Origin of the sequence: Bacillus cereus group sp. N31 (assembly GCF_016483245.1) — a bacterium.
Lineage (GTDB): Bacteria > Bacillota > Bacilli > Bacillales > Bacillaceae_G > Bacillus_A > Bacillus_A toyonensis.
The window spans coordinates 353,404-374,668 of the sequence record NZ_JAEHCH010000001.1; the positions used below are offsets into that span (position 1 = coordinate 353,404).

Sequence of the window (21,265 nt, forward strand, 5' to 3'; positions counted from 1 at the left end):
TAAATTTATAGTTATTAAGGAGGATATATGTTGAACTTTGAAGAATTGGCAACTGCTAGGCGTTCCGCAATGAAATTTATACAAGGCATAGAAATCCCTGATGAGGATTTTAAAAAAATATTTGAGTTAACAAAGCTTTCCCCCTCTTGTTATAATTTGCAACATGCACATTATGTCGTAATTCGTGATCAAGAGCGAAAAGAAAAATTAAAAGAATTAGCTTTCGGACAATATAAAGTAGCGAGTGCATCTGCTGTAGTGCTTGTTTGTGGTGATAAGAGAGCGTATCAAAATGTTGAAAATATTTATTTTGGTATGAAGGTTTTAAAAATGATTGATGAATGTGAATATGAAGATACAATTAGGCAAACGAAAGGGTTATATGAAAGAAAAGGAGAGCGCTTCATGGAAGAGGAAGCGATTAGAAATGCTTCGTTAAGCGCAATGACTTTTATGTACGCTGCTAAATATTACGGCTATGATACGTGTCCAATGATTGGTTTTGATGAAAAAGCAGTACAAAATGAGTTGAATATGCCAGGGCATATAGTACCTGTTTTAATGGTTACGATAGGGAAAAGTGATACTACTAAAATTCGTCCTAGAGGATATCGAAAGCCAATTAGCGAGTTCGTTACATACGAATCGTTTTAATCAAAATGATAGATTACTAAAAACAAAAGGGTTCTATTTAGAATCCTTTTGTTGTGTGATTGACAAATAGAATGAAGTTATATAATATATAAATCGTAATCATTACGTTTTAGTTGCAATCTTTGAAAGAGAGGAGAATTACATATGCGTGTAAATATTACATTAGCTTGTACGGAGTGCGGTGATCGTAATTACATTTCTAAAAAAAATAAACGAAACAATCCCGAGCGCATCGAACTAAAAAAATATTGTCCACGATTAAAGCGAGTAACGTTACATCGTGAAACGAAGTAAAAGACTAGAGATTTCTCTAGTCTTTTTTTATTAATAAGTTTTGGATTTGTTTGTTATAATTACCTTAAATTGTAACGCAAGGAGAGGTATGATGAATCAAAAAGATAAAGAAAGAAAAGAGCAAGTGGCTCATATGATTGACATTCCAGATGAATATAGGCTTGTTGTAGATGATCAAGAAGGTGTGGATGACCCATATCATCTAGTATGGTGGGAGCATAAAGAGGATGAGGAGAGAACGATACAAATTACGTTGAATAGACATACTGGTAATTTAATTGAATTTAGTATAGATGATGAAATTTATTTTTCGAGTGGTAAGGAAGCGATAGATGAGAATAAAGCAAGAGAGATTGCAAATGCATTCTTAAAAAAATATACAAAAGAAGGATATGAGTTTTATACATATATAACGGTTAAGGATGACAGGCGTGGGTGGAAAGAAGTAAATTATATGCAAGAAGTGAATGGCTACCCATTACCGAATGCAGGGTGTGTTGTGCGAGTTCATCCTTCAGGCAATGTTGTACATTTTCGTTATAATGGACAAAAAGCTATTGAGAAAAAACCGTTATGGCCAAGTGAAATTGTTGAGGAGAACGTCGTTTTAGAAAATCTGAAAGCTAGACAAGATATGAGACTTGTATTTGTAGATTTAACACATTCTTCATGTAAATATGAAAATGGTGAGGAAGTAAAAGGGTATCATCTTGTATATGAACCAGAACCTAGTCATGCGTTTATTGATGCAAGTACAGGTAAAGATTTGTTTGGAACAGATCATTATAAATTGCCTCTAACTGTAGCTGTTGAAAACCCGAAAAAAGGTATTCGACAAGATGATATATTCGATTTGTTTGATTGGGATAAAGAAAATTTTACAAAAGTTGCTGAGAAGGAAAATGATTATGAAATAAGGATGAAATTTGTTCCGAAAGAGGAATTACAGAAACAGAAAGAAGAAAAGAATCCATATTTAATGAATGAATTTTTTAAAAAGCATTTACCGATGTTAAAATATAATAATTTTGTTGGCATTATGATTGATAAATCTACCAATGAATTAACTGGTTTTATAAAACTGACAGACGATAATGAAGTAAAGCAAATACTGTCTAGAGAGGAATGCATACAAAAAGCACTTCAATTTTTGGAACAAGTTATTCCAGATGTCACACAATATCTACGTCTTTGGGAAGAACGTGAAGAAGCAGAAGATGGGATTGAAAGGTTTACCTTTTCCGTATATGTGAATGGTATTCCAGCAGAGTATAACCAATTTAGAGTCAATATCAATGCAGAAAATGGTGCTGTGATGCACTACTCCGGAGAGTCTAGCAACTTTATAAAAGAATTACTTACATATGAAACAACAATAAAAATAACAAAAGAAAAAGTGCTAGAAATATACAGAGGGGCCATGCGAGTGAATTTAGAATGGTTTTTAGAAAATGATGTAGAGGAAACGAACTACGTACTACTGTATAAACAAACAACGGATGAAAATCATAAAGAATCCTTCGATTGTAGTCGAGAAATTCGTTATATTGATGCGCATACTGGGGAGAAAATTTGGAGTGAATAAGGAAAAGGTCTTCGAGAGAAGACCTTTTTTTAGAAATAACGATTTATTCTTCGTATATATCGATTTTGTATAACCACTTTTGTACACTAGCAGGTGGTCCTTCTGTTCTCCACTTTGTTGTGCACATTCCACAGGAACAGTGAATTTTTCTTTTTGCAAAAATACCAGCTGTTTTAGGTGTATGTCCTCATGCATGTTTTACGATAATCATCTTTCGGCGCATCGTACGCTGACGTTGGTGCCTTGTATAAGCACGTGTTCTTTCAAATTTCATATTTGTATAATCACTCCTTGTAGTACAAGTAGCTTGCAAGAGCGTACAAGGAGTTCATCTCTTACAAGCTACTTATGAACAAGAGGGTAATGAAATGTTTCATATTCCACTCTCCAATCTGTTGTTTAAGTATATGTAGCAAAGCTTTTTGAGACAAATATTATGTGTAAAAACATATTGGAATGATATCGTACAGACACAAACAACCTCACGCCCACATACACATAATAAAGACCACTATTTTGGCGGAGGTGAAAGGTTTGAGTCTATTCGCCGCAATTGGATATATGGTTCGAGAAGTGTTTGTCTTTGTTTCTTATGTGAAGAATAATGCGTTCCCGCAGCCGTTATCATCAGATGATGAGAGAAAGTACTTAGAGTTAATGGAGCAAGGTGATGCTCAAGCGAGAAATCTTTTAATTGAACATAATTTACGGCTTGTAGCTCATATCGTTAAAAAATTTGAAAACACAGGAGAAGATGCAGAAGATTTAATTTCAATTGGTACAATTGGGCTCATTAAAGCAATTGAGAGTTATTCAGCAGGGAAAGGAACAAAGCTTGCGACGTATGCAGCACGCTGTATTGAAAACGAAATTTTGATGCATTTACGTGTACTAAAGAAAACGAAAAAAGACGTTTCACTTCATGATCCGATCGGGCAAGATAAAGAGGGGAATGAAATATCGCTTATTGATATATTAAAATCTGAGTCTGAAGATGTAATTGATATGATTCAGCTTAGTATGGAGTTAGAAAAGATTAAAGAGTATATCGATATTTTAGACGAACGAGAGAAAGAAGTTATCGTAAAGCGTTTTGGACTTGGGCTTGATAAGGAGAAAACGCAGCGGGAGATTGCGAAGGCACTTGGTATTTCAAGGAGCTACGTATCAAGAATTGAAAAGCGTGCGTTAATGAAAATGTTCCATGAATTTGTAAGAGCAGAGAAAGAGAAAAAAGCGAAAGAATAATGTGCATTGCAAGCAGCCAAATTTTAAAATGGGCTGCTTTTCTTTTTGTAAATAAGGAAAGAAAACGAGTTGTATTAAGAAGAAATACATGTTCACTGTTGAAAATGACGGATTCTATCTGTAATATTAGAGGGTGCTAAACAATTTAAGAATAATACCATACTTAACTTAGTTTTCGATTTGCATAATGAACAGTTCTATATGATATGTGGGAATAAGAACCAGTTTTACATATGATATAGAAAGAAAATAAGGGAAAACTAAAGTTATAGACTGGTTAGGAGGTTTCGCAATTTGCGACGTACATTATATCGACTTATGATAGAACTTACAAATGGTCGCTTTACTTCTTATATATTACGTAAATTTGCACAATCTCGTTTGAGCTCCATCATAATTCCATCATATGCGAAAGTTTTTCAAATTAATCAAGATGAGATGGAAAAGGGTTTGAAGGAATATAGAACATTGCATGACTTATTTACGCGTAGGCTAAAAGAAGGAAAGCGTAGTATTGATACAGATACATCGAGTATCGTTAGCCCTGTTGATGGTGTTTTTGCTGACCACGGTCCTATTGAGGATACAAAAACATTTGATATTAAAGGTAAGCGTTATTCAATTGTGGATATGCTAGGTAATGAAGAACGTGCAAAGCGATATGCAGGCGGTACATACATGGTCATTTATTTGAGTCCAAGTCATTATCATCGCATTCATAGTCCACTTTCTGGGGCTGTGACTGAAAGATTTGTACTCGGTAGAAAATCATATCCGGTAAATGCAGCTGGTATGGAATACGGTAAAGAACCACTGTCAAAAAATTATCGTTCTGTTACAGAAGTGAATAGTGACGGCGAACATATGGCACTTGTAAAAGTAGGAGCTATGTTTGTTAATAGTATTGAGCTTTTGCATGAAAGAAGTACTGTTCAAAAAGGTGAAGAAATGGCATACTTTACATTTGGTTCAACAGTTGTATTATTGTTTGAAAAAGATATGATAGAAGTAGTGCAGAATTTGAAGAGCGGACAAGAACTTCGTCTCGGTGAAAAAATTGCTACTCGATTAACTCACAAGTAAAGAGAAGATTTTATAATCGTAAATAAGAGTTATGGACAAAGATGCTTAATGATGAAATCCCCTAGATGGGAGTACTTGTTTATTCGAGAGCCATCGTAGGATGGCTCTTTTTACAGGTTATTAGTAATCTATATGTACTCAAGAAGATTTGGCAAGCTTGTCCTCTAATGAGCGTCTAATAATTTCTTGTTTTATAAGTAAAATGAAGTCGGGATTTAATTTTAGTTCTTTTGCTTTATAATAAGACTCAGTGAGTAACTCAGTAGATAACTGTTCCATATGTTTTGTTTTCAAGGTGAGTCACCTCCTAATAATATAAGGATTGATTCGTTGTTGCATTTAATGTACCAAAAAAATATGACAGTCACAAACAAGTGGTTATCCACATACCACAGTGGATAAATTGTGTATAGATTGTTAGTAAATTCCAAATTGACTGAAAAATTAATGTGGAAAGTGTGTACAATTTTATCCACAGGTTGTATATCGAAAAATGTTGTCGAAAAATTTTATGAAAAATCCTCAAAGAGGTGAAAGAAATTGAAATTATTTTTACCAAATGAATATGTGAAAAATGTATATCATGTTCAACCAGAAGATTTGAAAAAACGTGGAATTAAAGGAGTTATTACTGATTTAGATAACACGTTAATTGAATGGGATCGTCCAAATGCAACGCCGCAACTTGAAGAGTGGTTTTTAAAAATGAAAGAGCAAGGCATTCAAGTAACGGTCGTTTCGAATAATAATGAGCAACGTGTGAAAGACTTTGCTGATCCATTAAATATTCCATTTATTCATAGTGCACGTAAACCATTTGTTCGTGCATTTAAGCGTGCGATACAAGAGATGCACCTGCAGCCGGATGAAGTTGTAGTAATTGGGGATCAGTTGCTTACAGATGTGCTTGGTGGAAATCGTGTAGGACTTCATACAATCTTAGTTGTGCCAGTAGCGCAAACGGATGGATTGGTGACTCGCTTTAATCGAAAAATTGAACGAAGAATTATGAAAAATATGAAGAAAAAAGGTTTAATTAACTGGGAGGAATAAAGTTTGACTGAAACAATTAAATGTATTGGTTGCGGTGTAGAAATTCAAACAGAAAATAAAAATGAAGTTGGGTATGCGCCTGCCTCATCTTTAGAAAAAGAGCAAGTGATTTGTCAACGCTGTTTTCGCTTGAAACATTACAATGAAATTCAAGATGTATCGCTAACAGATGATGACTTCCTACGCATTCTAAATGGAATTGGAAGGTCAGATGCATTAGTAGTCAAGATTGTAGATATTTTTGATTTTAATGGTAGCTGGTTACCTGGCTTACATCGTTTCGTAGGAAATAATAAAGTATTACTTGTAGGAAATAAGGCGGATTTAATTCCTAAGTCAGTAAAACATGATAAAGTAAAGCATTGGATGCGCTATAGTGCAAAGCAGTTAGGATTAAAGCCAGAGGATGTCTTTTTAATTAGTGCAGCGAAGGGACAAGGGATTGCTGAATTAGCGGATGCTATTGAGTATTATCGCGACGGCAAAGATGTTTACGTTGTTGGATGTACGAATGTAGGAAAATCTACATTTATTAATCGTATGATTAAAGAATTTAGTGATGAGACTGAAAATGTAATTACAACATCTCATTTCCCAGGAACAACACTTGACTTAATTGATATTCCATTAGACGAAGAATCTTCTTTATATGATACGCCAGGTATTATTAACCACCATCAAATGGCTCATTATGTTGGAAAGGAAAGCTTAAAGCTTATTACACCAACAAAAGAAATTAAGCCGATGGTATTCCAATTAAATGAGGAACAAACATTATTCTTTAGTGGATTGGCACGCTTTGATTATGTAAGTGGTGGTCGTCGTGCGTTTACTTGTCACTTCTCAAATCGTTTAACAATTCATCGTACAAAGCTTGAGAAAGCAGATGAATTGTATAAAAATCATGCCGGAGATTTACTAAGCCCGCCAACACCAGAAGAATTAGAAAATATGCCTGAGCTGGTGAAATACGAGTTTAATATTCGTGAACCGAAAACGGACGTTGTATTCTCTGGATTAGGATGGGTTACTGTAAACGAATCAGGAGCAAAAATTGTTGCTCACGTACCAAAAGGAGTAAGTGTTTCATTGCGTAAATCTTTAATTTAATATGGAGAGGGATTTATGAAACAATTATATGGTGTAATCGGAAATCCAATTGGACATTCATTATCGCCTGTTATGCATAACGATGCATTTGAACACTTGAATATGGATGCCCATTATCATGCGTTTCTTGTAGAAGAAGGGCTAGGGGAAGCAGTAAGAGGTTTAAAAGCGTTAGGTATTTCAGGATTTAATGTAACAACTCCGCACAAAGTTGCTATTATGGATTATTTGGATGAGATTGACCCACTAGCAAGGCAAATTGGTGCAGTAAATACAGTGGTTCATAAGGATGGAAAATTAATTGGCTACAATACAGATGGAATCGGTTTTGTCCGAGCCTTACAGTCAATTAGTAGTGAACCACTTCAAGAGAAACGTATTTTATTACTTGGCGCTGGTGGTGCTAGCCGAGCTATTTATTTTTCTCTTGCTGATGTAGGTGTGAAAGAAATTGATGTAGCAAATCGTACAGTCGATAAGGCGAAAGAACTTATTGCTGCATGTGCGGCTGATGTTCATTCTGTTGCTTTATCGTTAGAAAAAGCGACAGAAGAACAAGGGAATTATGATATTATCATTCAGACGACAACAAGAGGTATGCATCCGCATGTCGAACATACGCCATTACAAATTTGTTCGTTAAAAGAAGGAACAATTGTATCAGATATAATTTATAATCCATTTGAAACGAAAATTTTATGTGAGGCAAAAGAGCAAGGTGCAATCATTCAAAATGGTATTGATATGTTTGTTTATCAAGGAGCACTTGCATTTGAAATGTGGACAGGACGCGTGCCAAATATTGATAGAATGAAACAATTAGTAATGAGAAAGCTTGGAGGCTAATTATATGTTAACAGGAAAACAAAAAAGATTTTTACGTGCACAGGCACATCATTTAACACCAATTTTTCAGGTTGGAAAAGGCGGCGTAAATGAAAATATGGTGAAACAAATTGGAGAAGCATTAGAGGTTCGTGAATTATTTAAAGTGAGCGTGCTACAAAATTGTGAATTCGATCGTCGTGAAGTTGCAGAAGAACTTGCACAAGGTGCACGTGCTGAAATCGTTCAAGTAATTGGAAGCACAATTGTTTTATATAAAGAATCAAGAGAAAATAAACAAATTAAGCTTCCTCGATAAAAAGATTAGCATGCGGTACTTTTATTGCTAGTGCTTAATGATGTAGAGAGCGAAACCAATTGAACTTTTATTAACAGTGAACTCTCTTCGAATTGATAGGAAGAGAGTTGCTGTATGTAAAAGGAAGGGGCGTTTCTTTTGAGAAAAATTGGCATCATTGGCGGTACATTTGATCCGCCTCATTATGGGCATTTGCTAATTGCAAATGAAGTATATCACGCTTTGGACTTGGAAGAAGTATGGTTCCTGCCAAATCAAATTCCGCCACATAAACAAGGGCGGAATATTACAAGTGTAGAAAGTCGTTTAAAGATGTTAGAGCTTGCGACTGAGGAAGAAGCATACTTTTCAATTTGTTTAGAAGAGCTAAACAGAGAAGGCCCATCTTATACGTATGACACTATGTTACAATTAACGGAAAAGTATCCGGATGTGCAGTTCCACTTTATTATTGGTGGAGATATGGTTGAGTATTTGCCAAAGTGGTATAACATTGAAAAGTTACTTACACTTGTAACTTTCGTTGGAGTTACGAGACCAGGTTATACATTGCATACGCCTTATAATATTGTAAAAGTGGAAATTCCAGAGTTTGCAGTTTCTTCTTCTTTGTTACGTGAGAGGTATATGGAGAAGAAAACGTGCAAATATTTACTTCCGGAAAAAGTACAGGTATATATCGAGAGGAATGGGTTGTATGAATCGTGAGGAAGCACTTCATATTGTCAAACAACAAATGCATGAAAAGCGTTATGTACACACAATAGGTGTAATGGAAACAGCGATTGAACTGGCTCGTTTATATGATGTAGATGAGAAAAAGGCAGAAACAGCTGCTATCTTTCATGATTATGCAAAATGTAGAGCGATTTCAGAAATGGAAGAGATTATTAAGAGGGAAGGTTTGCCGAAGGATCTACTTCACTATAACAAAGAGTTATGGCATGCACCTGTTGGGGCATACTTAGTAGAAAAAGAAGTAGGCATTACGGATCCTGAAATTTTGCAAGCTATTACATACCATACAAGTGGTCATGAGAAAATGACGATGTTAGATAAAGTGATTTATGTAGCAGATTACATTGAGCCGGGGCGTAAGTTTCCTGGTGTAGAAGAAGCGAGAAAACTCGCATATAAAGATATAAATCAAGCGTTACTGTTTGCTTTAAAGCGAACAATTCAATTTTTAATGGAAAAAGATCAAACGATTTATCCATTAACATTCCAAACATACAATGCAGTTATCAAGGAGGAAATTATTAAATGAAAGATAAAGATTTATTAGTATTAGCAGCAAAAGCAGCTGATGATAAGAGAGCAGAAGATATGGTTGTACTAAATATGCAAGGGATTTCACCAATTGCAGACTATTTCATTATTTGTCACGGAAACTCTGATAAACAGGTGCAAGCAATTGCGCGTGAAATTAAAGCGAAGGCGCATGAATTCGAAATTAATGTACAACGTATGGAAGGTTTTGATGAGGCTCGTTGGGTATTAGTAGACCTTGGTGATGTGGTTGCTCATGTATTCCATAAAGATGAGCGTGATCACTACAATTTAGAGCGTCTATGGGGCGATGTACCACGTGAAGATATTACTGAAGAGTTAGATCAATGAAATACGAACAATTTGCATTACTGTATGACGAACTGATGAATGATGTCCCGTATGATAAATGGGTAGAGTTCACAGAGGAAAGTTTGCAGCATGCGGGCATGAAAGAGGCAAAAATTCTTGATGTAGCATGTGGAACTGGTAACGTAACACTACCGCTTATGCGAAAAGGTTATGATTTAACTGGTGTCGATCTTTCAGAAGAAATGTTAACTGTCGCACAGCAGAAATTAGGAGGAGAAGGTTATTTTCTTCCTTTTTACCAACAAGATATGAGAGAACTTGATGTTCCTGGTGAATTTGATTGTGTAACAATCTTTTGTGATTCGTTAAACTATGTATTGCAAGAAGATGGAGTGCAAGAAACGTTTAGAAGAGTCTTCCATCATTTACGTCAAGATGGCTTGTTTTTATTCGACGTACACTCTTTATATAAAATACATCACGTATTTCAAAATGAAACATATACAGTGAATGGCGAGGAAATATCACTTATTTGGAACTGTTTCCCTGGAGAAGAATCCAATAGTGTGGAACATGATTTGACATTCTTTGTACAAGATCCAGAAGAAGATGTATATCATCGTTTTGATGAATGTCACGTGCAACGAGCATATCCGGTTGAAGAATTAACGAAATGGCTTGAAGAGGCTGGATTTACAGTGCTTCGCGTCACAGGAGACTTTGAACGAATTGAAGTGACAGAACAAACAGAGCGCATCTTTTTTATGGCGAAGAAGAATGGATAAAACAAAAGCAACCGATAAGGTTGCTTTTGTTTTTTAGAAAAGATTTGATTTTATTTCTAGAATATTAAAAAGATGATACATGTAAAGTACAAAAATGCTAGTTTTAGTGAAAATGTAGCATAAAAAAGATACGTATTAATAAAAAGGATTTGGAATGGCGATGGCGTATTTATTATGTGTGTTTATTGAATTGCTGATCAACGTATTTTAAATCTTCATCAAACTTCTCGTGTGTCCGTTCGATTAATTTATGAAACATATCTCCAACATGTTCTTCTAAAACTAGAATACCTTCTCCTGTAACGCCGCCTTTGACACATACCTTTTCTTGTAAGGTAGGTAATGTGAAAATCTCTTTTTCAAGTAATTTCCCCATTCCAACGACCATTTCACTTACTAAAGTAGTAGCTTCTTCATGTGTAATATTTGTTTTATCTACAGCAGCGTTAATGAAACATTGTAATAAATAACTAAAGAATGCAGGGCCGCAGCTTGCTATATCAGATGAAACGCGCGTTATATCTTCTTCTATTACAAGTGGAGTAGAAATTTTTTTGAATAGCCGAAGTAGTTTTTGTTGCCACTCTTCAGAGCATTTACTTCCAAATGTAAATAATGATGCGCCAGATAGGGCGCGGTTTGTAATGCTCGGAATGATACGTGCGACGTGGCAAGGTACAAGTGTCTCTAATTGTGATGGAGATATTGGACTTGTGATAGAAACTAAGCACTTTTCATCAGAAAAATATTCAGCATATTTTTGTAGGATAGGGTATATATCTTTCGGTTTAACGCAAATAAAAATAAGTTGTGATTGTTCGAGTACTTCTGGGATTGTTTTGGCTATATGAATAGAAGGGTATTTTTCCTTTATATGATATGCTTTGGCAGGCGTCCGATTAATGATTGTAAGGCACGAAGGTTTGACAGCACGGGTCTCTAAAAATGCATCGATTAGTATATTCCCCATGTTTCCTGTCCCTATAATTCCTATGTTCAATGTTTCATCCCTCCTTCGTAACAGCTTTCTCCTAAACAATATGAATGATGTTATAAATTTATGATTAGAGGTGTAAAATGATGTGGGATTTTCCGAAAAAATGGTTGGGGTTAGTAGCTATTATTGTAACTGTACTTTTTCTTTTTTTCTGGAAAACAAACCAGCATACAGAGCGATTGGTCATTGCAACGGATGTTCAGGCGAAAGATGTAGAGAAAAAAAGTAAACCGAAAATATTAGATGCAAAGGAACAGAAAAAAATACTAATTGACATGAAAGGGGCCGTTGTTAAAGAGGGGGTGTATGAAATGAAAGAAGGAGATCGATTCAAGGATGCGGTTGAAAAGGCGGGTGGTTTTTTGCCCGAGGCAGATATAAAGAAGGTGAATTTAGCACAAATTGTACAAGACCAAATGATTCTTTATGTACCCAATAAAAATGAGCAAGTGCAAGATGTGGCTACCTCTTCAAAGGGGGAAGGGAAAGTTCAAATAAATGCAGCTTCTAAAGAGCAACTTGAAAAAATCACAGGCATTGGCTCTCGAAAAGCGGAAAGTATTTTGAAATATCGAGAGGAACATGGTCCGTTTCAGAAAATAGAAGATTTATTAGAGATTGATGGGATTGGTGTGAAGTCTTTGGAAAAAATAAAAGATCAAATTATTATTCCGTAAAAGATTGACGAAGTTTTTCTTCATTCGCTACACTACAAGTAGACAAAAAAGAAGGTGAAAAATATGGAACGAATTTCGTGGGATCAATATTTTATGACGCAAAGTCATTTGTTATCTTTACGTAGTACATGTACAAGACTTGCAGTAGGGGCAACAATCGTTCGTGACAAGCGGATTATTGCTGGCGGCTATAATGGTTCAATTAAAGGTGGGGTGCATTGTATCGATGATGGATGCTATGTCATTGATAATCATTGTGTTCGTACAATTCATGCAGAAATGAATGCTTTATTACAATGTGCCAAGTTTGGTGCGAAAACAGAGGAAGCAGAAATTTACGTTACGCATTTCCCTTGTTTACAATGTTGTAAGGCAATTATTCAAAGTGGTATTACAGCGGTTTATTATGCGCAGGATTATAAAAATCATCCATACGCCATAGAGTTATTTGAACAAGCGAATGTAACAGTGAAGCACGTTCCACTAGAATATGATATTGCTGCATTAGAGGAGCAAAAACGTTATACGGAGTTAAAAGAATTATTTGCGTCTTTCGAAAAAGATAATTTATCAATGGAAGAATTACAACATGTATTCACGAAAGCAAAAATGATGCTATAAGGAGTGAGTATAAGTTGCATGAACAATGGGGCTATATTGCAATCTCTTTTATAATGGGGATTGCAATCGCCTTTTCCTTGTCATTTTTATGGATTGCTTGTTGTTTCGTTTTATATGTTTTCTTCTGTTTATATCGTACTTCGCATAAAACCTTCATTTTTTGTATGATAGCGTGTTTTAGTGGTGCTATGTACACTTCGTATGTTCAAGGACAAAATAAGCCTCTAGGGGAGCCCTATGAAGCTACAAGAGGGGTGATACAAAATACACCTCTTATTAATGGGGATCGCCTATCTTTTCAATTTGAAGATCAGAATAAAAATACAGTGCAGTTAAGTTACAAAATGAAATCAGCCTTGGAAAAGAAACAATTACAACAATTATATGCGGGAGTATCCTGTGTATTCAAAGGTGAGAGGAAAGAACCGCAAACTGCTCGGAATTTTCATGGTTTTGATTACCGAGATTATTTATATAAACAAAATATTCATTTTATATTCCATGCTACATATATTTCTGAGTGCCAAAAAACATCATTATCATTTGTGCAATGGATTCTTTTTTATAGGCAGCACATAATCTTTAAAGTTACAGAAATGTTTCCAGAGCAATCAGGTGCTTTTATGAATGCATTATTATTTGGTGACCGACAACAAATGACGTTTGAAGTTGAAGAACAGTATCAGCAATTTGGTCTTGTGCATTTATTGGCGATTTCAGGGTCGCATATTGTTCTGTTAATGGTGATAGTTTACTTTGTTTTACTGAGAAGTGGTGTGACGAAGGAGATGGCGACAGTATTTCTAATTGTTTGTATTCCAGTGTACATGATTATAGCAGGCGCATCACCGTCTGTTATAAGAGCTTCTATAACAGGTGTTTTATTGTTGGTTGCTTTCATTTGTTCTGTTCGCTTATCTAGTTTAGATGCCTTAAGTATAACGGCTATATGTATGCTTATATACGACCCATATCTTGTTTTTAATATAGGATTTCAATTTTCATTTGTAGGTAGTTTCGCTTTAATTTTATCTGCTCCGATACTACTAAGGCATAGTAATGGAGTAATTCGAAATGCTATTTATATTTCTATTATCTCGCAGCTCGTTAGTACCCCGATTTTGTTATATCATTTTGGTTATTTTTCTCCATATAGTATTTTCCTCAACTTCATATACGTTCCATTTTTATCTATAATTGTATTACCATGTAGTATTATTATTCTGGTATTTATACCAATTATCCCATTTCTCGCAAAAGGACTTGCGAATGTACTGTCAGTAGGTTTAATTATTTCTAATAATTTACTAAGTTACTGTGAAAGCTTACCGTTTACCCGCCTAGTTTTCGGGCAAACACCCATACTTCTTATAGTTGTATATTGTGTGATAATTATTAGTATATTGATCGTCTTGGAAAGAGGGATGCCGAAAAAAATTGTGTTCATAGTCATGAGTGGCTTTCTTTTTATTAGCACGTGTCATTATGTATACCCGTATTTTCGCGAGAGTGGGAGTGTGACATTTATTGATGTTGGACAAGGTGATGCAATATTAATTCGACTTCCATATGATAAAGGGGTTTATCTTATTGATACAGGTGGAACACTTCGGATAAATAAAGAAGAATGGCAACGGGAAAAGCATGAATTTTCTGTTGGTCACGATATTCTTGTTCCTTTTTTGCAAAAGGAAGGTGTGAAAACAATTGATAAATTAATCATAACGCATGGAGATGCGGATCATATAGGTGCCGCATCGGATTTATTATCGTATATAACTGTAAAAGAAGTTGTATTTGGTCAAAAGAAACAAGAGACAGTATTAGAAAAGGTGTTAAAGAAAAAGGCATTAGAAAAAGAAGTGAAAATAAGTATAGTGGAAGAAGGGGAGTGTTGGAGTATAAATGGAGCGGAATTTTTTATACTAGCTCCGAAAGGGAAAGAAAAAAGTGAAAATAACTCTTCAATTGTAATATGGGCCAAATTAGGAGGATTAACATGGCTGTTTACAGGTGATTTAGAAGAAGAGGGAGAGGAACTTTTAGCATCGACATATCCATATTTACGGGCGGATGTTTTAAAAGTTGCGCATCATGGGAGTAAAACGTCATCTACAGCACCTTTTTTGAGGCTTATACAGCCTAGTATAGCGATTGTTTCTGTGGGAGAACGGAATAGGTATGGACATCCGGATAAGGAGGTGATAGAGCGTTTTGAGAAGATGGGTACTGAAATATGGCGAACAGATAAACAAGGTGCTATTTCCTATGTTTTTAAAGGGGAAACCGGAACCTTTAAAAGTAAAATCACATATGATGAAATACATAATAGATGAAAAAGAGAAGACTGCCATGAAATGGCAGCCTTTAAGAACCGATGAATTTAATAACAGTTGCAATAATGAAAAGTGTTGCGAAAAAACCAAATGAGACGATAAATCCTACCCCTGAATCAATAGCGTCATTGCGTTTACTTTGAACATTTTGTTCAAAATCATTCATTTAGAATCCCTCCCCAACATTCCACTTTAGTATAAAATATTGTCAGAAAAAAATCTACAATTTCCATATGAAGAGGAACCGAGTATTTTTACTACTTTCTAGTTGGTTAAGTGACATGAGTTTTTCGTTTCCAAGCATGTTAAGAGTTGGCACTTATACTCGGATTTTTATTGTGAATAATAAAGGGAAGGTGATTACCGCACACCAATAAGAAACCCGGGACTTATTGCGTGGCGTTTAATATAAATAAAGGGGCGGGTTGTAAAGCCTGTTCCTTTGTACTTGTAAAACAAAAGCTAGGGCATTAGTATAAATATATATTGCCAAGTTAGGGAGTAGGAAAAAAATATGAGTGATATACATAAAAAAATTAAAAAGAAGCAGTTTGCTCCGTTATATTTACTGTATGGAACGGAAGCGTTTTTTATAAATGAAACGATAAAGCTTATTACAACAGAAGCACTTGAAGAGGAAGATCGAGAATTTAATGTTGTGACATACGATTTGGAAGAATCCTATTTAGAAGATGTGGTTGAGGATGCGCGTACACTTCCTTTTTTTGGGGAACGGAAAGTACTATTAATGAAATCACCACTTTTTTTAACTTCACAAAAAGAAAAGTTAGAACAAAATATAAAAATTTTAGAAGAATATATTGGTGAACCTTCTCCATTTTCTATTCTTGTTTTTGTTGCGCCTTACGAAAAACTCGATGAACGAAAAAAAATTACAAAACTATTAAAGAAAACAGCGGATGTAGTAGAAGCGAATGCGATGCAAGTGCAAGATGTTCAGAAATGGATTGGTGCTCGTGCTGATGAAGTACATGTGCATATTGATAATGCAGCTGTTAGTTTGTTATTAGAGCTTGTGGGAAGTAATGTAACGATGTTGGCGAAGGAAATGGACAAGTTAACGTTATACGTTGGTATGGGCGGAGAGATTACACCAAAACTTGTTACAGAGCTTGTGCCGAAGTCTGTGGAGCAAAATGTATTTGCTTTGACAGAAAAAGTAGTGAAAAAGGATATTGCGGGTGCAATGCAAATTTTAGATGGATTATTTACGCAGCAGGAAGAACCGATTAAATTGCTTGCGTTATTAGTGAGTCAATTCCGCTTGCTGCATCAAGTGAAAGAGTTGCAACAACGTGGTTACGGACAAAATCAAATCGCGTCTCATATTGGTGTACATCCGTATCGTGTAAAGTTGGCGATGAATCAAACGAAGTTTTTCTCTTTTGAAGAATTAAAAAAAGTTATTATAGAATTAGCGGAAGCTGATTATAGTATGAAGACGGGGAAAATGGATAAGAAACTTGTGCTTGAGTTTTTCCTGCTGCGGCTAAATCATATGTAGTGATACAAAAAAGTTCATGTACTTGTTACGTGAACTTTTTTGTATATAAAAAAACGATCCAAATGGATCGTTTTTTAAACGCCTTACGCGTTTACTTGTTTCGCTAAGCGAGATTTTTGACGAGCTGCAGCGTTTTGGTGGATAAGACCTTTACGAGCTGCTTTGTCAAGTTTTTTAGAAGCAGTTTTGAAAGCTTCTTTAGCATTTTCAAGATCGTTATTAGTAACTAAAGCTTCTACAGTTTTAACAGCAGAACGCATGTCAGACTTGATAGAAGCGTTATGTGCACGACGCTCTTCGCTAAGTTTAGCGCGTTTGATAGCAGATTTGATGTTTGCCATACTTTTCACCTCCCTGGTGCAATCGAATGACTCGATTCTTAACATAGAACAAGTGATATTCTATCAAACGGTGAAGAGAATTGCAATAGTATATCAATGAAATTTCACGTAAAGGAAAGAATGACCTTATATAACTTTGGGAAATCTAACGATATTTACTATGAATTACGGAGGAGATACGATGAAAGAACCATTAGATTTAAGTAAATATAGTGTTAGAACTGACCTTGCTGTAGAAGCGCATCAATTGTTGCAAGAACGCCAAGAAGAACAAAAAGGGGTACAAGGAGTTATTGTAAAAGAGAGGGAAGAAGAGGGTATTACAATTACAAAAGTCACAATTGATGAAGTTGCATCTGAATCGATGGGTAAAAAACCTGGAAATTATTTAACGCTTGAAGTGCAAGGTATACGTCAACAAGATACGGAACTGCAACAAAAGGTAGAGCGTATTTTTGCGAAAGAATTTTCTTATTTCTTAGAAGAGGTTGGCGTTACAAAAGAAGCGAGCTGTTTAATTGTTGGTCTTGGGAATTGGAATGTAACACCGGATGCACTTGGACCGATAGTTGTAGAAAACGTATTGGTAACGAGACATTTGTTTCAATTGCAGCCTGAAAGTATAGAAGAAGGTTTTAGGCCTGTTAGTGCAATTCGTCCGGGAGTAATGGGGATTACAGGAATTGAAACGAGCGATGTTATTTATGGAATCATTGAGAAGACGAAGCCAGACTTTGTAATTGCAATTGATGCGTTAGCTGCACGCTCTATTGAACGTGTAAATAGTACGATACAAATTTCGGATACAGGGATTCATCCTGGATCTGGTGTTGGGAATAAACGTAAGGAGCTAAGTAAAGAAACATTAGGAATCCCTGTTATTGCGATTGGTGTTCCAACTGTAGTAGACGCAGTTTCTATTACGAGTGATACGATCGATTTTATTTTGAAGCACTTTGGAAGAGAGATGAAAGAGGGACATAAGCCGTCACGGTCTTTGTTACCAGCGGGATTTTCATTCGGAGAAAAGAAAAAATTAACAGAAGAAGATATGCCGGATGAAAAAAGTCGGAATATGTTTTTAGGTGCTATTGGTACGTTGGAAGAAGAAGAAAAAAGAAAATTGATCTATGAAGTACTGTCTCCTCTCGGTCATAATTTAATGGTGACCCCAAAAGAAGTAGATGCTTTTATAGAGGATATGGCAAATGTAATAGCGAGTGGGTTAAATGCAGCGCTGCATCATCAAATTGACCAAGATAATACAGGAGCATATACACATTGAGGGGGAGAGACGATGATAGTTTAAGTCGTTTTGCACTTCTGTGTATATGTAGTGCAGTTTTATGTTTACTTATGATGATAGCAGGAGTTGCGCTTGCTAATCATGGTTTGAAAAGTATGAAAGGTTATCAGCAGCTGTCGTATGAACAAATAGCTCATATGACAGGGACAGAGGGTGCGAGTGCTGAATCAGAAATTTTGGGAAGTTCGTTTTCAACTATTGAGAAACAAAAACAATTAGAAAGTTTAAGAAGTTTTAATGTCGTAGAAGGAATTGGTATGGCGATAGCAAGTGTTGCTTATGAAATAACAAAGTTTGGAACGGATATAGTTGTTGGGAAAGTGAAAGAGATTTTTAGCTAAGAGTAGCAGGAAGAACGGTTGTCTTATCGTTTTGTACGACAGCCGTTTTTTAATTTGAAAAAGGTTTGTCTCTTATGGTTTGTTCGCATAAGATATAGATAGAATGATTTGTCTTGTAAGCAGCACGAGTTTTCATTGAATCTTTGCTGCTCTATTGATATAATCAGTGCTAGTGTATATTGGCGAGACTATTAGGAGTTGAGAACATAGATGAATAAAGAAGAAAGAGCAAAAAGACAGTCCAAAATTCGTAACTTCTCCATCATTGCTCACATTGACCACGGGAAATCAACGTTGGCAGACCGTATTTTGGAGAAAACAAACGCGTTAACACAGCGCGAAATGAAAGCTCAGTTGCTTGACTCTATGGATTTAGAGCGTGAGCGCGGTATTACAATTAAATTAAATGCAGTACAATTAACGTATAAAGCGAAAGACGGTGAAGAGTATATTCTTCACTTGATCGATACGCCAGGACACGTCGATTTTACGTACGAAGTATCTCGTAGTTTAGCGGCTTGTGAAGGTGCAATTCTTGTTGTTGATGCAGCGCAAGGGATTGAGGCGCAAACATTAGCAAACGTATATTTAGCGCTTGATAATAATTTAGAAATCTTACCAGTTATTAATAAAATCGATTTACCAAGTGCGGATCCAGAACGCGTACGTCAAGAGGTAGAAGATGTAATCGGTTTAGATGCATCGGAAGCTGTACTTGCTTCGGCAAAAGCAGGCATTGGTATTGAGGACATTTTAGAACAAATCGTTGAAAAAGTACCAGCTCCGACGGGTGATTCAGAAGAGCCGTTACAATGTATGATTTTCGATTCCTTATATGATCCATATCGTGGTGTAATTGCATATATCCGTGTTGTAAACGGAACGGTAAAAGTTGGCGATAAAGTACGTATGATGGCAACTGGTAAAGAGTTTGAAGTAACAGAAGTAGGTGTATTTACACCGAAAACAACGCAGCGTGATGAGTTAACTGTAGGTGATGTAGGTTTCTTAGCAGCATCTATTAAAAACGTAGGTGATACACGTGTTGGTGATACGATTACACATGCGAAACGTCCGGCTGCAGAGGCGTTACCAGGTTACCGTAAATTAAACCCGATGGTATTCTGTGGGCTGTATCCAATTGATTCTGCTCGTTATAACGATTTACGTGATGCGTTAGAAAAATTAGAGTTAAACGATTCTGCTCTTGAGTTTGAACCAGAAACATCTCAAGCGCTAGGATTTGGTTTCCGTTGTGGATTCTTAGGTTTACTTCACATGGAAATCATTCAAGAACGTATTGAACGTGAATTTAAGATTGACTTAATTACAACAGCGCCAAGCGTTATTTATAAAGTTTATTTAACAAACGGTGAAGATGTTATTGTTGATAATCCATCTAATATGCCAGATCCACAGTCTATCGATCGTGTAGAAGAGCCGTTTGTTAAAGCTTCAATTATGGTTCCGAATGACTATGTTGGAGCTGTAATGGAAATTTGCCAAGGTAAACGTGGAACGTTTATTGATATGCAATATTTAGATGAAACGCGTGTTACATTAACATATGAAATCCCGTTATCAGAAATCGTATATGACTTCTTCGATCAATTGAAATCAAATACGAAAGGATATGCATCATTTGACTACGAGTTAATTGGTTATAAACCGTCTAAACTTGTGAAAATGGATATTCTTTTAAATAATGAACAAGTGGATGCTTTATCATTCATTGTGCACCGTGATTCAGCGTATGACCGTGGTAAAGTAATCGTAGAGAAATTAAAAGAATTGATTCCAAGACAACAGTTCGAAGTGCCAATTCAAGCTACTATTGGAAACAAGGTTGTAGCACGTTCTACAATTAAGGCGATGCGTAAAAACGTACTTGCAAAATGTTACGGTGGTGACATTTCTCGTAAGCGTAAACTTCTTGATAAGCAAAAAGAAGGTAAAAAACGTATGAAGTCTGTTGGTTCTGTAGAAGTACCGCAAGAGGCATTCATGGCTGTACTGAAAATGGATGACAACTAATATAAAATAAAGAAGGAGTCGTTTATGCGGCTTCTTTTTTTCTGTATCATTACTTTTTAGACATCTTAGTATCTCTCATTTACAATAGTGAGAGAGCTTTTTAGTTCATACAGAGTTAGGAGATTATTAATGTCCGAAAATATTCGAAAAGATATTCAAGAGAAACTACAAAATGGTAATTTTAATTGTGAAAAGGAATTGACGCTTTCTATTATTAGTGGAAAGTGGAAAGTTGTGATACTGTGGCATCTTGGTGTGGAAGGGCCTCATCGTTTTAGCGAATTACAACGGTTATTCCCAAGCATTTCTCATAAAGTTTTGTCGAACCAATTAAAAGAGTTAATGGAAGATGGGATTGTTGATCGAACAGTATATCCCGAAATTCCTCCTCGTGTTGAGTATTATATGACGGAACTAGGCATGTCACTTTTACCAATCGTTGAAATGATGTATGATTGGGGAAAAATGCGAATGGAACAAATCCGTAATACGTTAGAGAAGTAGAGAACCCTCCGGAGTGCGGAGGTTTTCTTTTTAGAAAGGTAGGAGT

At 35.7% G+C, this 21,265-nt stretch carries 25 protein-coding genes and 1 pseudogene; 21 read left to right on the top strand and 5 right to left on the bottom strand.

The features are described from left to right. The first annotated feature begins 27 nt into the window (after positions 1-27). From JDS81_RS01860 to JDS81_RS01870, 3 genes are all read left to right on the top strand, one after another. On the top strand, positions 28-654 hold the full coding sequence (locus JDS81_RS01860; RefSeq protein WP_000931468.1) for a nitroreductase family protein: 627 nt from the start codon (positions 28-30) through the stop codon (positions 652-654). 144 nt (positions 655-798) lie between these two features. Beyond that, entirely contained in the window at positions 799-948 is a 150-nt protein-coding gene (rpmG, locus tag JDS81_RS01865) for a 50S ribosomal protein L33 (protein WP_001265617.1), read from the top strand. A gap of 88 nt (positions 949-1,036) precedes the next feature. Further along, complete coding sequence (locus tag JDS81_RS01870; RefSeq protein ID WP_142312421.1) at positions 1,037-2,533, top strand: YcdB/YcdC domain-containing protein; 1,497 nt, start codon at positions 1,037-1,039, stop codon at positions 2,531-2,533. A gap of 43 nt (positions 2,534-2,576) precedes the next feature. Here the strand turns inward: JDS81_RS01870 and JDS81_RS30250 are convergent. Then, a pseudogene (locus tag JDS81_RS30250) lies at positions 2,577-2,807 on the bottom strand (hypothetical protein). Between the two features lie 260 nt (positions 2,808-3,067). On the opposite strand from JDS81_RS30250, the gene sigK reads away from it, so the two are divergent. Continuing rightward, entirely contained in the window at positions 3,068-3,781 is a 714-nt protein-coding gene (gene sigK, locus JDS81_RS01880; protein ID WP_000051382.1) for an RNA polymerase sporulation sigma factor SigK, read from the top strand. Between the two features lie 294 nt (positions 3,782-4,075). Next, positions 4,076-4,864 carry a phosphatidylserine decarboxylase gene (locus JDS81_RS01885; RefSeq protein ID WP_001254986.1) on the top strand — a complete coding sequence of 263 codons (789 nt, stop codon included), beginning with the start codon at positions 4,076-4,078 and terminating at the stop codon, positions 4,862-4,864. Positions 4,865-5,002: 138 nt separating this feature from the next. On the opposite strand, the gene sda is transcribed toward JDS81_RS01885, so the two are convergent. Then, complete coding sequence (gene sda / locus JDS81_RS01890; RefSeq protein ID WP_000850093.1) at positions 5,003-5,158, bottom strand: sporulation histidine kinase inhibitor Sda; 156 nt, start codon at positions 5,156-5,158, stop codon at positions 5,003-5,005. Positions 5,159-5,404: 246 nt separating this feature from the next. Between sda and JDS81_RS01895 the strand changes: the two genes are divergently transcribed. From JDS81_RS01895 to JDS81_RS01930, 8 genes are all read left to right on the top strand, one after another. Then, positions 5,405-5,917 (top strand): YqeG family HAD IIIA-type phosphatase, encoded by a 513-nt coding sequence (locus JDS81_RS01895; protein WP_000765312.1) that lies wholly within the window; start codon positions 5,405-5,407, stop codon positions 5,915-5,917. 3 nt (positions 5,918-5,920) lie between these two features. Continuing rightward, positions 5,921-7,027 (top strand): ribosome biogenesis GTPase YqeH, encoded by a 1,107-nt coding sequence (yqeH, locus tag JDS81_RS01900; protein WP_000140803.1) that lies wholly within the window; start codon positions 5,921-5,923, stop codon positions 7,025-7,027. Between the two features lie 15 nt (positions 7,028-7,042). Beyond that, positions 7,043-7,873 (top strand): shikimate dehydrogenase, encoded by an 831-nt coding sequence (gene aroE, locus JDS81_RS01905; protein ID WP_000812081.1) that lies wholly within the window; start codon positions 7,043-7,045, stop codon positions 7,871-7,873. Positions 7,874-7,877: 4 nt separating this feature from the next. Next, positions 7,878-8,171: a ribosome assembly RNA-binding protein YhbY gene (yhbY, locus tag JDS81_RS01910; RefSeq protein ID WP_000955228.1), complete on the top strand. Its 294-nt coding sequence runs from the start codon at positions 7,878-7,880 to the stop codon at positions 8,169-8,171. A 138-nt stretch (positions 8,172-8,309) separates the two neighbouring features. Then, positions 8,310-8,879 carry a nicotinate-nucleotide adenylyltransferase gene (locus JDS81_RS01915; RefSeq protein WP_001226034.1) on the top strand — a complete coding sequence of 190 codons (570 nt, stop codon included), beginning with the start codon at positions 8,310-8,312 and terminating at the stop codon, positions 8,877-8,879. Continuing rightward, positions 8,869-9,438, top strand: a complete 570-nt coding sequence (gene yqeK, locus JDS81_RS01920) for a bis(5'-nucleosyl)-tetraphosphatase (symmetrical) YqeK (protein WP_001078252.1) — start codon at positions 8,869-8,871, stop codon at positions 9,436-9,438. The genes JDS81_RS01915 and yqeK overlap by 11 nt, the downstream gene beginning before the upstream one ends. Continuing rightward, positions 9,435-9,791, top strand: a complete 357-nt coding sequence (gene rsfS, locus JDS81_RS01925) for a ribosome silencing factor (RefSeq protein WP_000653199.1) — start codon at positions 9,435-9,437, stop codon at positions 9,789-9,791. Before yqeK ends, rsfS begins: the two co-directional genes overlap by 4 nt. Beyond that, complete coding sequence (locus JDS81_RS01930; RefSeq protein ID WP_097952915.1) at positions 9,788-10,537, top strand: class I SAM-dependent methyltransferase; 750 nt, start codon at positions 9,788-9,790, stop codon at positions 10,535-10,537. Before rsfS ends, JDS81_RS01930 begins: the two co-directional genes overlap by 4 nt. A 172-nt stretch (positions 10,538-10,709) precedes the next feature. On the opposite strand, the gene comER is transcribed toward JDS81_RS01930, so the two are convergent. Then, a complete protein-coding gene (comER, locus tag JDS81_RS01935) occupies positions 10,710-11,537 on the bottom strand; it encodes a late competence protein ComER (RefSeq protein ID WP_097952917.1) in 828 nt (275 codons plus the stop codon). 77 nt (positions 11,538-11,614) lie between these two features. Here comER and JDS81_RS01940 point away from each other — a divergent pair, with 77 nt between their 5' ends. The 3 genes from JDS81_RS01940 to JDS81_RS01950 all read left to right on the top strand — a co-directional run bounded on the left by JDS81_RS01940 (position 11,615) and on the right by JDS81_RS01950 (position 15,168). After that, complete coding sequence (locus JDS81_RS01940; RefSeq protein ID WP_097952920.1) at positions 11,615-12,211, top strand: helix-hairpin-helix domain-containing protein; 597 nt, start codon at positions 11,615-11,617, stop codon at positions 12,209-12,211. Positions 12,212-12,274: 63 nt separating this feature from the next. Further along, complete coding sequence (locus JDS81_RS01945; protein ID WP_000439772.1) at positions 12,275-12,832, top strand: ComE operon protein 2; 558 nt, start codon at positions 12,275-12,277, stop codon at positions 12,830-12,832. 14 nt (positions 12,833-12,846) lie between these two features. Further along, positions 12,847-15,168, top strand: a complete 2,322-nt coding sequence (locus JDS81_RS01950) for a DNA internalization-related competence protein ComEC/Rec2 (RefSeq protein WP_097952922.1) — start codon at positions 12,847-12,849, stop codon at positions 15,166-15,168. A gap of 31 nt (positions 15,169-15,199) precedes the next feature. Here the strand turns inward: JDS81_RS01950 and JDS81_RS01955 are convergent, their stop codons facing one another. Beyond that, positions 15,200-15,334: a YqzM family protein gene (locus JDS81_RS01955; protein WP_000997609.1), complete on the bottom strand. Its 135-nt coding sequence runs from the start codon at positions 15,332-15,334 to the stop codon at positions 15,200-15,202. Positions 15,335-15,682: 348 nt separating this feature from the next. Here JDS81_RS01955 and holA point away from each other — a divergent pair, with 348 nt between their 5' ends. After that, positions 15,683-16,693: a DNA polymerase III subunit delta gene (holA, locus tag JDS81_RS01960; RefSeq protein WP_001279927.1), complete on the top strand. Its 1,011-nt coding sequence runs from the start codon at positions 15,683-15,685 to the stop codon at positions 16,691-16,693. 83 nt (positions 16,694-16,776) lie between these two features. Here the strand turns inward: holA and rpsT are convergent, their stop codons facing one another. After that, positions 16,777-17,034, bottom strand: a complete 258-nt coding sequence (gene rpsT / locus JDS81_RS01965; RefSeq protein WP_001274011.1) for a 30S ribosomal protein S20 — start codon at positions 17,032-17,034, stop codon at positions 16,777-16,779. Positions 17,035-17,215: 181 nt separating this feature from the next. On the opposite strand from rpsT, the gene gpr reads away from it, so the two are divergent. The 4 genes from gpr to JDS81_RS01985 all read left to right on the top strand — a co-directional run bounded on the left by gpr (position 17,216) and on the right by JDS81_RS01985 (position 21,219). Beyond that, entirely contained in the window at positions 17,216-18,319 is a 1,104-nt protein-coding gene (gene gpr / locus JDS81_RS01970; protein ID WP_097952924.1) for a GPR endopeptidase, read from the top strand. Continuing rightward, positions 18,316-18,681: a YqxA family protein gene (locus JDS81_RS01975; protein ID WP_001214892.1), complete on the top strand. Its 366-nt coding sequence runs from the start codon at positions 18,316-18,318 to the stop codon at positions 18,679-18,681. The genes gpr and JDS81_RS01975 overlap by 4 nt, the downstream gene beginning before the upstream one ends. A gap of 210 nt (positions 18,682-18,891) precedes the next feature. Further along, positions 18,892-20,715, top strand: a complete 1,824-nt coding sequence (lepA, locus tag JDS81_RS01980) for an elongation factor 4 (RefSeq protein ID WP_001030961.1) — start codon at positions 18,892-18,894, stop codon at positions 20,713-20,715. A 129-nt stretch (positions 20,716-20,844) separates the two neighbouring features. Next, entirely contained in the window at positions 20,845-21,219 is a 375-nt protein-coding gene (locus JDS81_RS01985) for a winged helix-turn-helix transcriptional regulator (RefSeq protein WP_001293547.1), read from the top strand. The last annotated feature ends 46 nt before the right edge of the window (positions 21,220-21,265 follow it).

Bases quoted from the DNA above. Each gene is read 5' to 3' on its own strand.
- aroE (WP_000812081.1), top strand. From the start codon at position 7,043: ATGAAACAATTATATGGTGTAATCGGAAATCCAATTGGACATTCATTA.
- JDS81_RS01930 (WP_097952915.1), top strand. From the start codon at position 9,788: ATGAAATACGAACAATTTGCATTACTGTATGACGAACTGATGAATGAT.
- JDS81_RS01860 (WP_000931468.1), top strand. From the start codon at position 28: ATGTTGAACTTTGAAGAATTGGCAACTGCTAGGCGTTCCGCAATGAAA.
- JDS81_RS01940 (WP_097952920.1), top strand. From the start codon at position 11,615: ATGATGTGGGATTTTCCGAAAAAATGGTTGGGGTTAGTAGCTATTATT.
- JDS81_RS01985 (WP_001293547.1), top strand. From the start codon at position 20,845: ATGTCCGAAAATATTCGAAAAGATATTCAAGAGAAACTACAAAATGGT.
- holA (WP_001279927.1), top strand. From the start codon at position 15,683: ATGAGTGATATACATAAAAAAATTAAAAAGAAGCAGTTTGCTCCGTTA.
- lepA (WP_001030961.1), top strand. From the start codon at position 18,892: ATGAATAAAGAAGAAAGAGCAAAAAGACAGTCCAAAATTCGTAACTTC.
- yhbY (WP_000955228.1), top strand. From the start codon at position 7,878: ATGTTAACAGGAAAACAAAAAAGATTTTTACGTGCACAGGCACATCAT.
- JDS81_RS01955 (WP_000997609.1), bottom strand. From the start codon at position 15,334: ATGAATGATTTTGAACAAAATGTTCAAAGTAAACGCAATGACGCTATT.
- JDS81_RS01945 (WP_000439772.1), top strand. From the start codon at position 12,275: ATGGAACGAATTTCGTGGGATCAATATTTTATGACGCAAAGTCATTTG.
- rsfS (WP_000653199.1), top strand. From the start codon at position 9,435: ATGAAAGATAAAGATTTATTAGTATTAGCAGCAAAAGCAGCTGATGAT.
- gpr (WP_097952924.1), top strand. From the start codon at position 17,216: ATGAAAGAACCATTAGATTTAAGTAAATATAGTGTTAGAACTGACCTT.
- rpmG (WP_001265617.1), top strand. From the start codon at position 799: ATGCGTGTAAATATTACATTAGCTTGTACGGAGTGCGGTGATCGTAAT.
- JDS81_RS01870 (WP_142312421.1), top strand. From the start codon at position 1,037: ATGATGAATCAAAAAGATAAAGAAAGAAAAGAGCAAGTGGCTCATATG.
- rpsT (WP_001274011.1), bottom strand. From the start codon at position 17,034: ATGGCAAACATCAAATCTGCTATCAAACGCGCTAAACTTAGCGAAGAG.
- yqeK (WP_001078252.1), top strand. From the start codon at position 8,869: ATGAATCGTGAGGAAGCACTTCATATTGTCAAACAACAAATGCATGAA.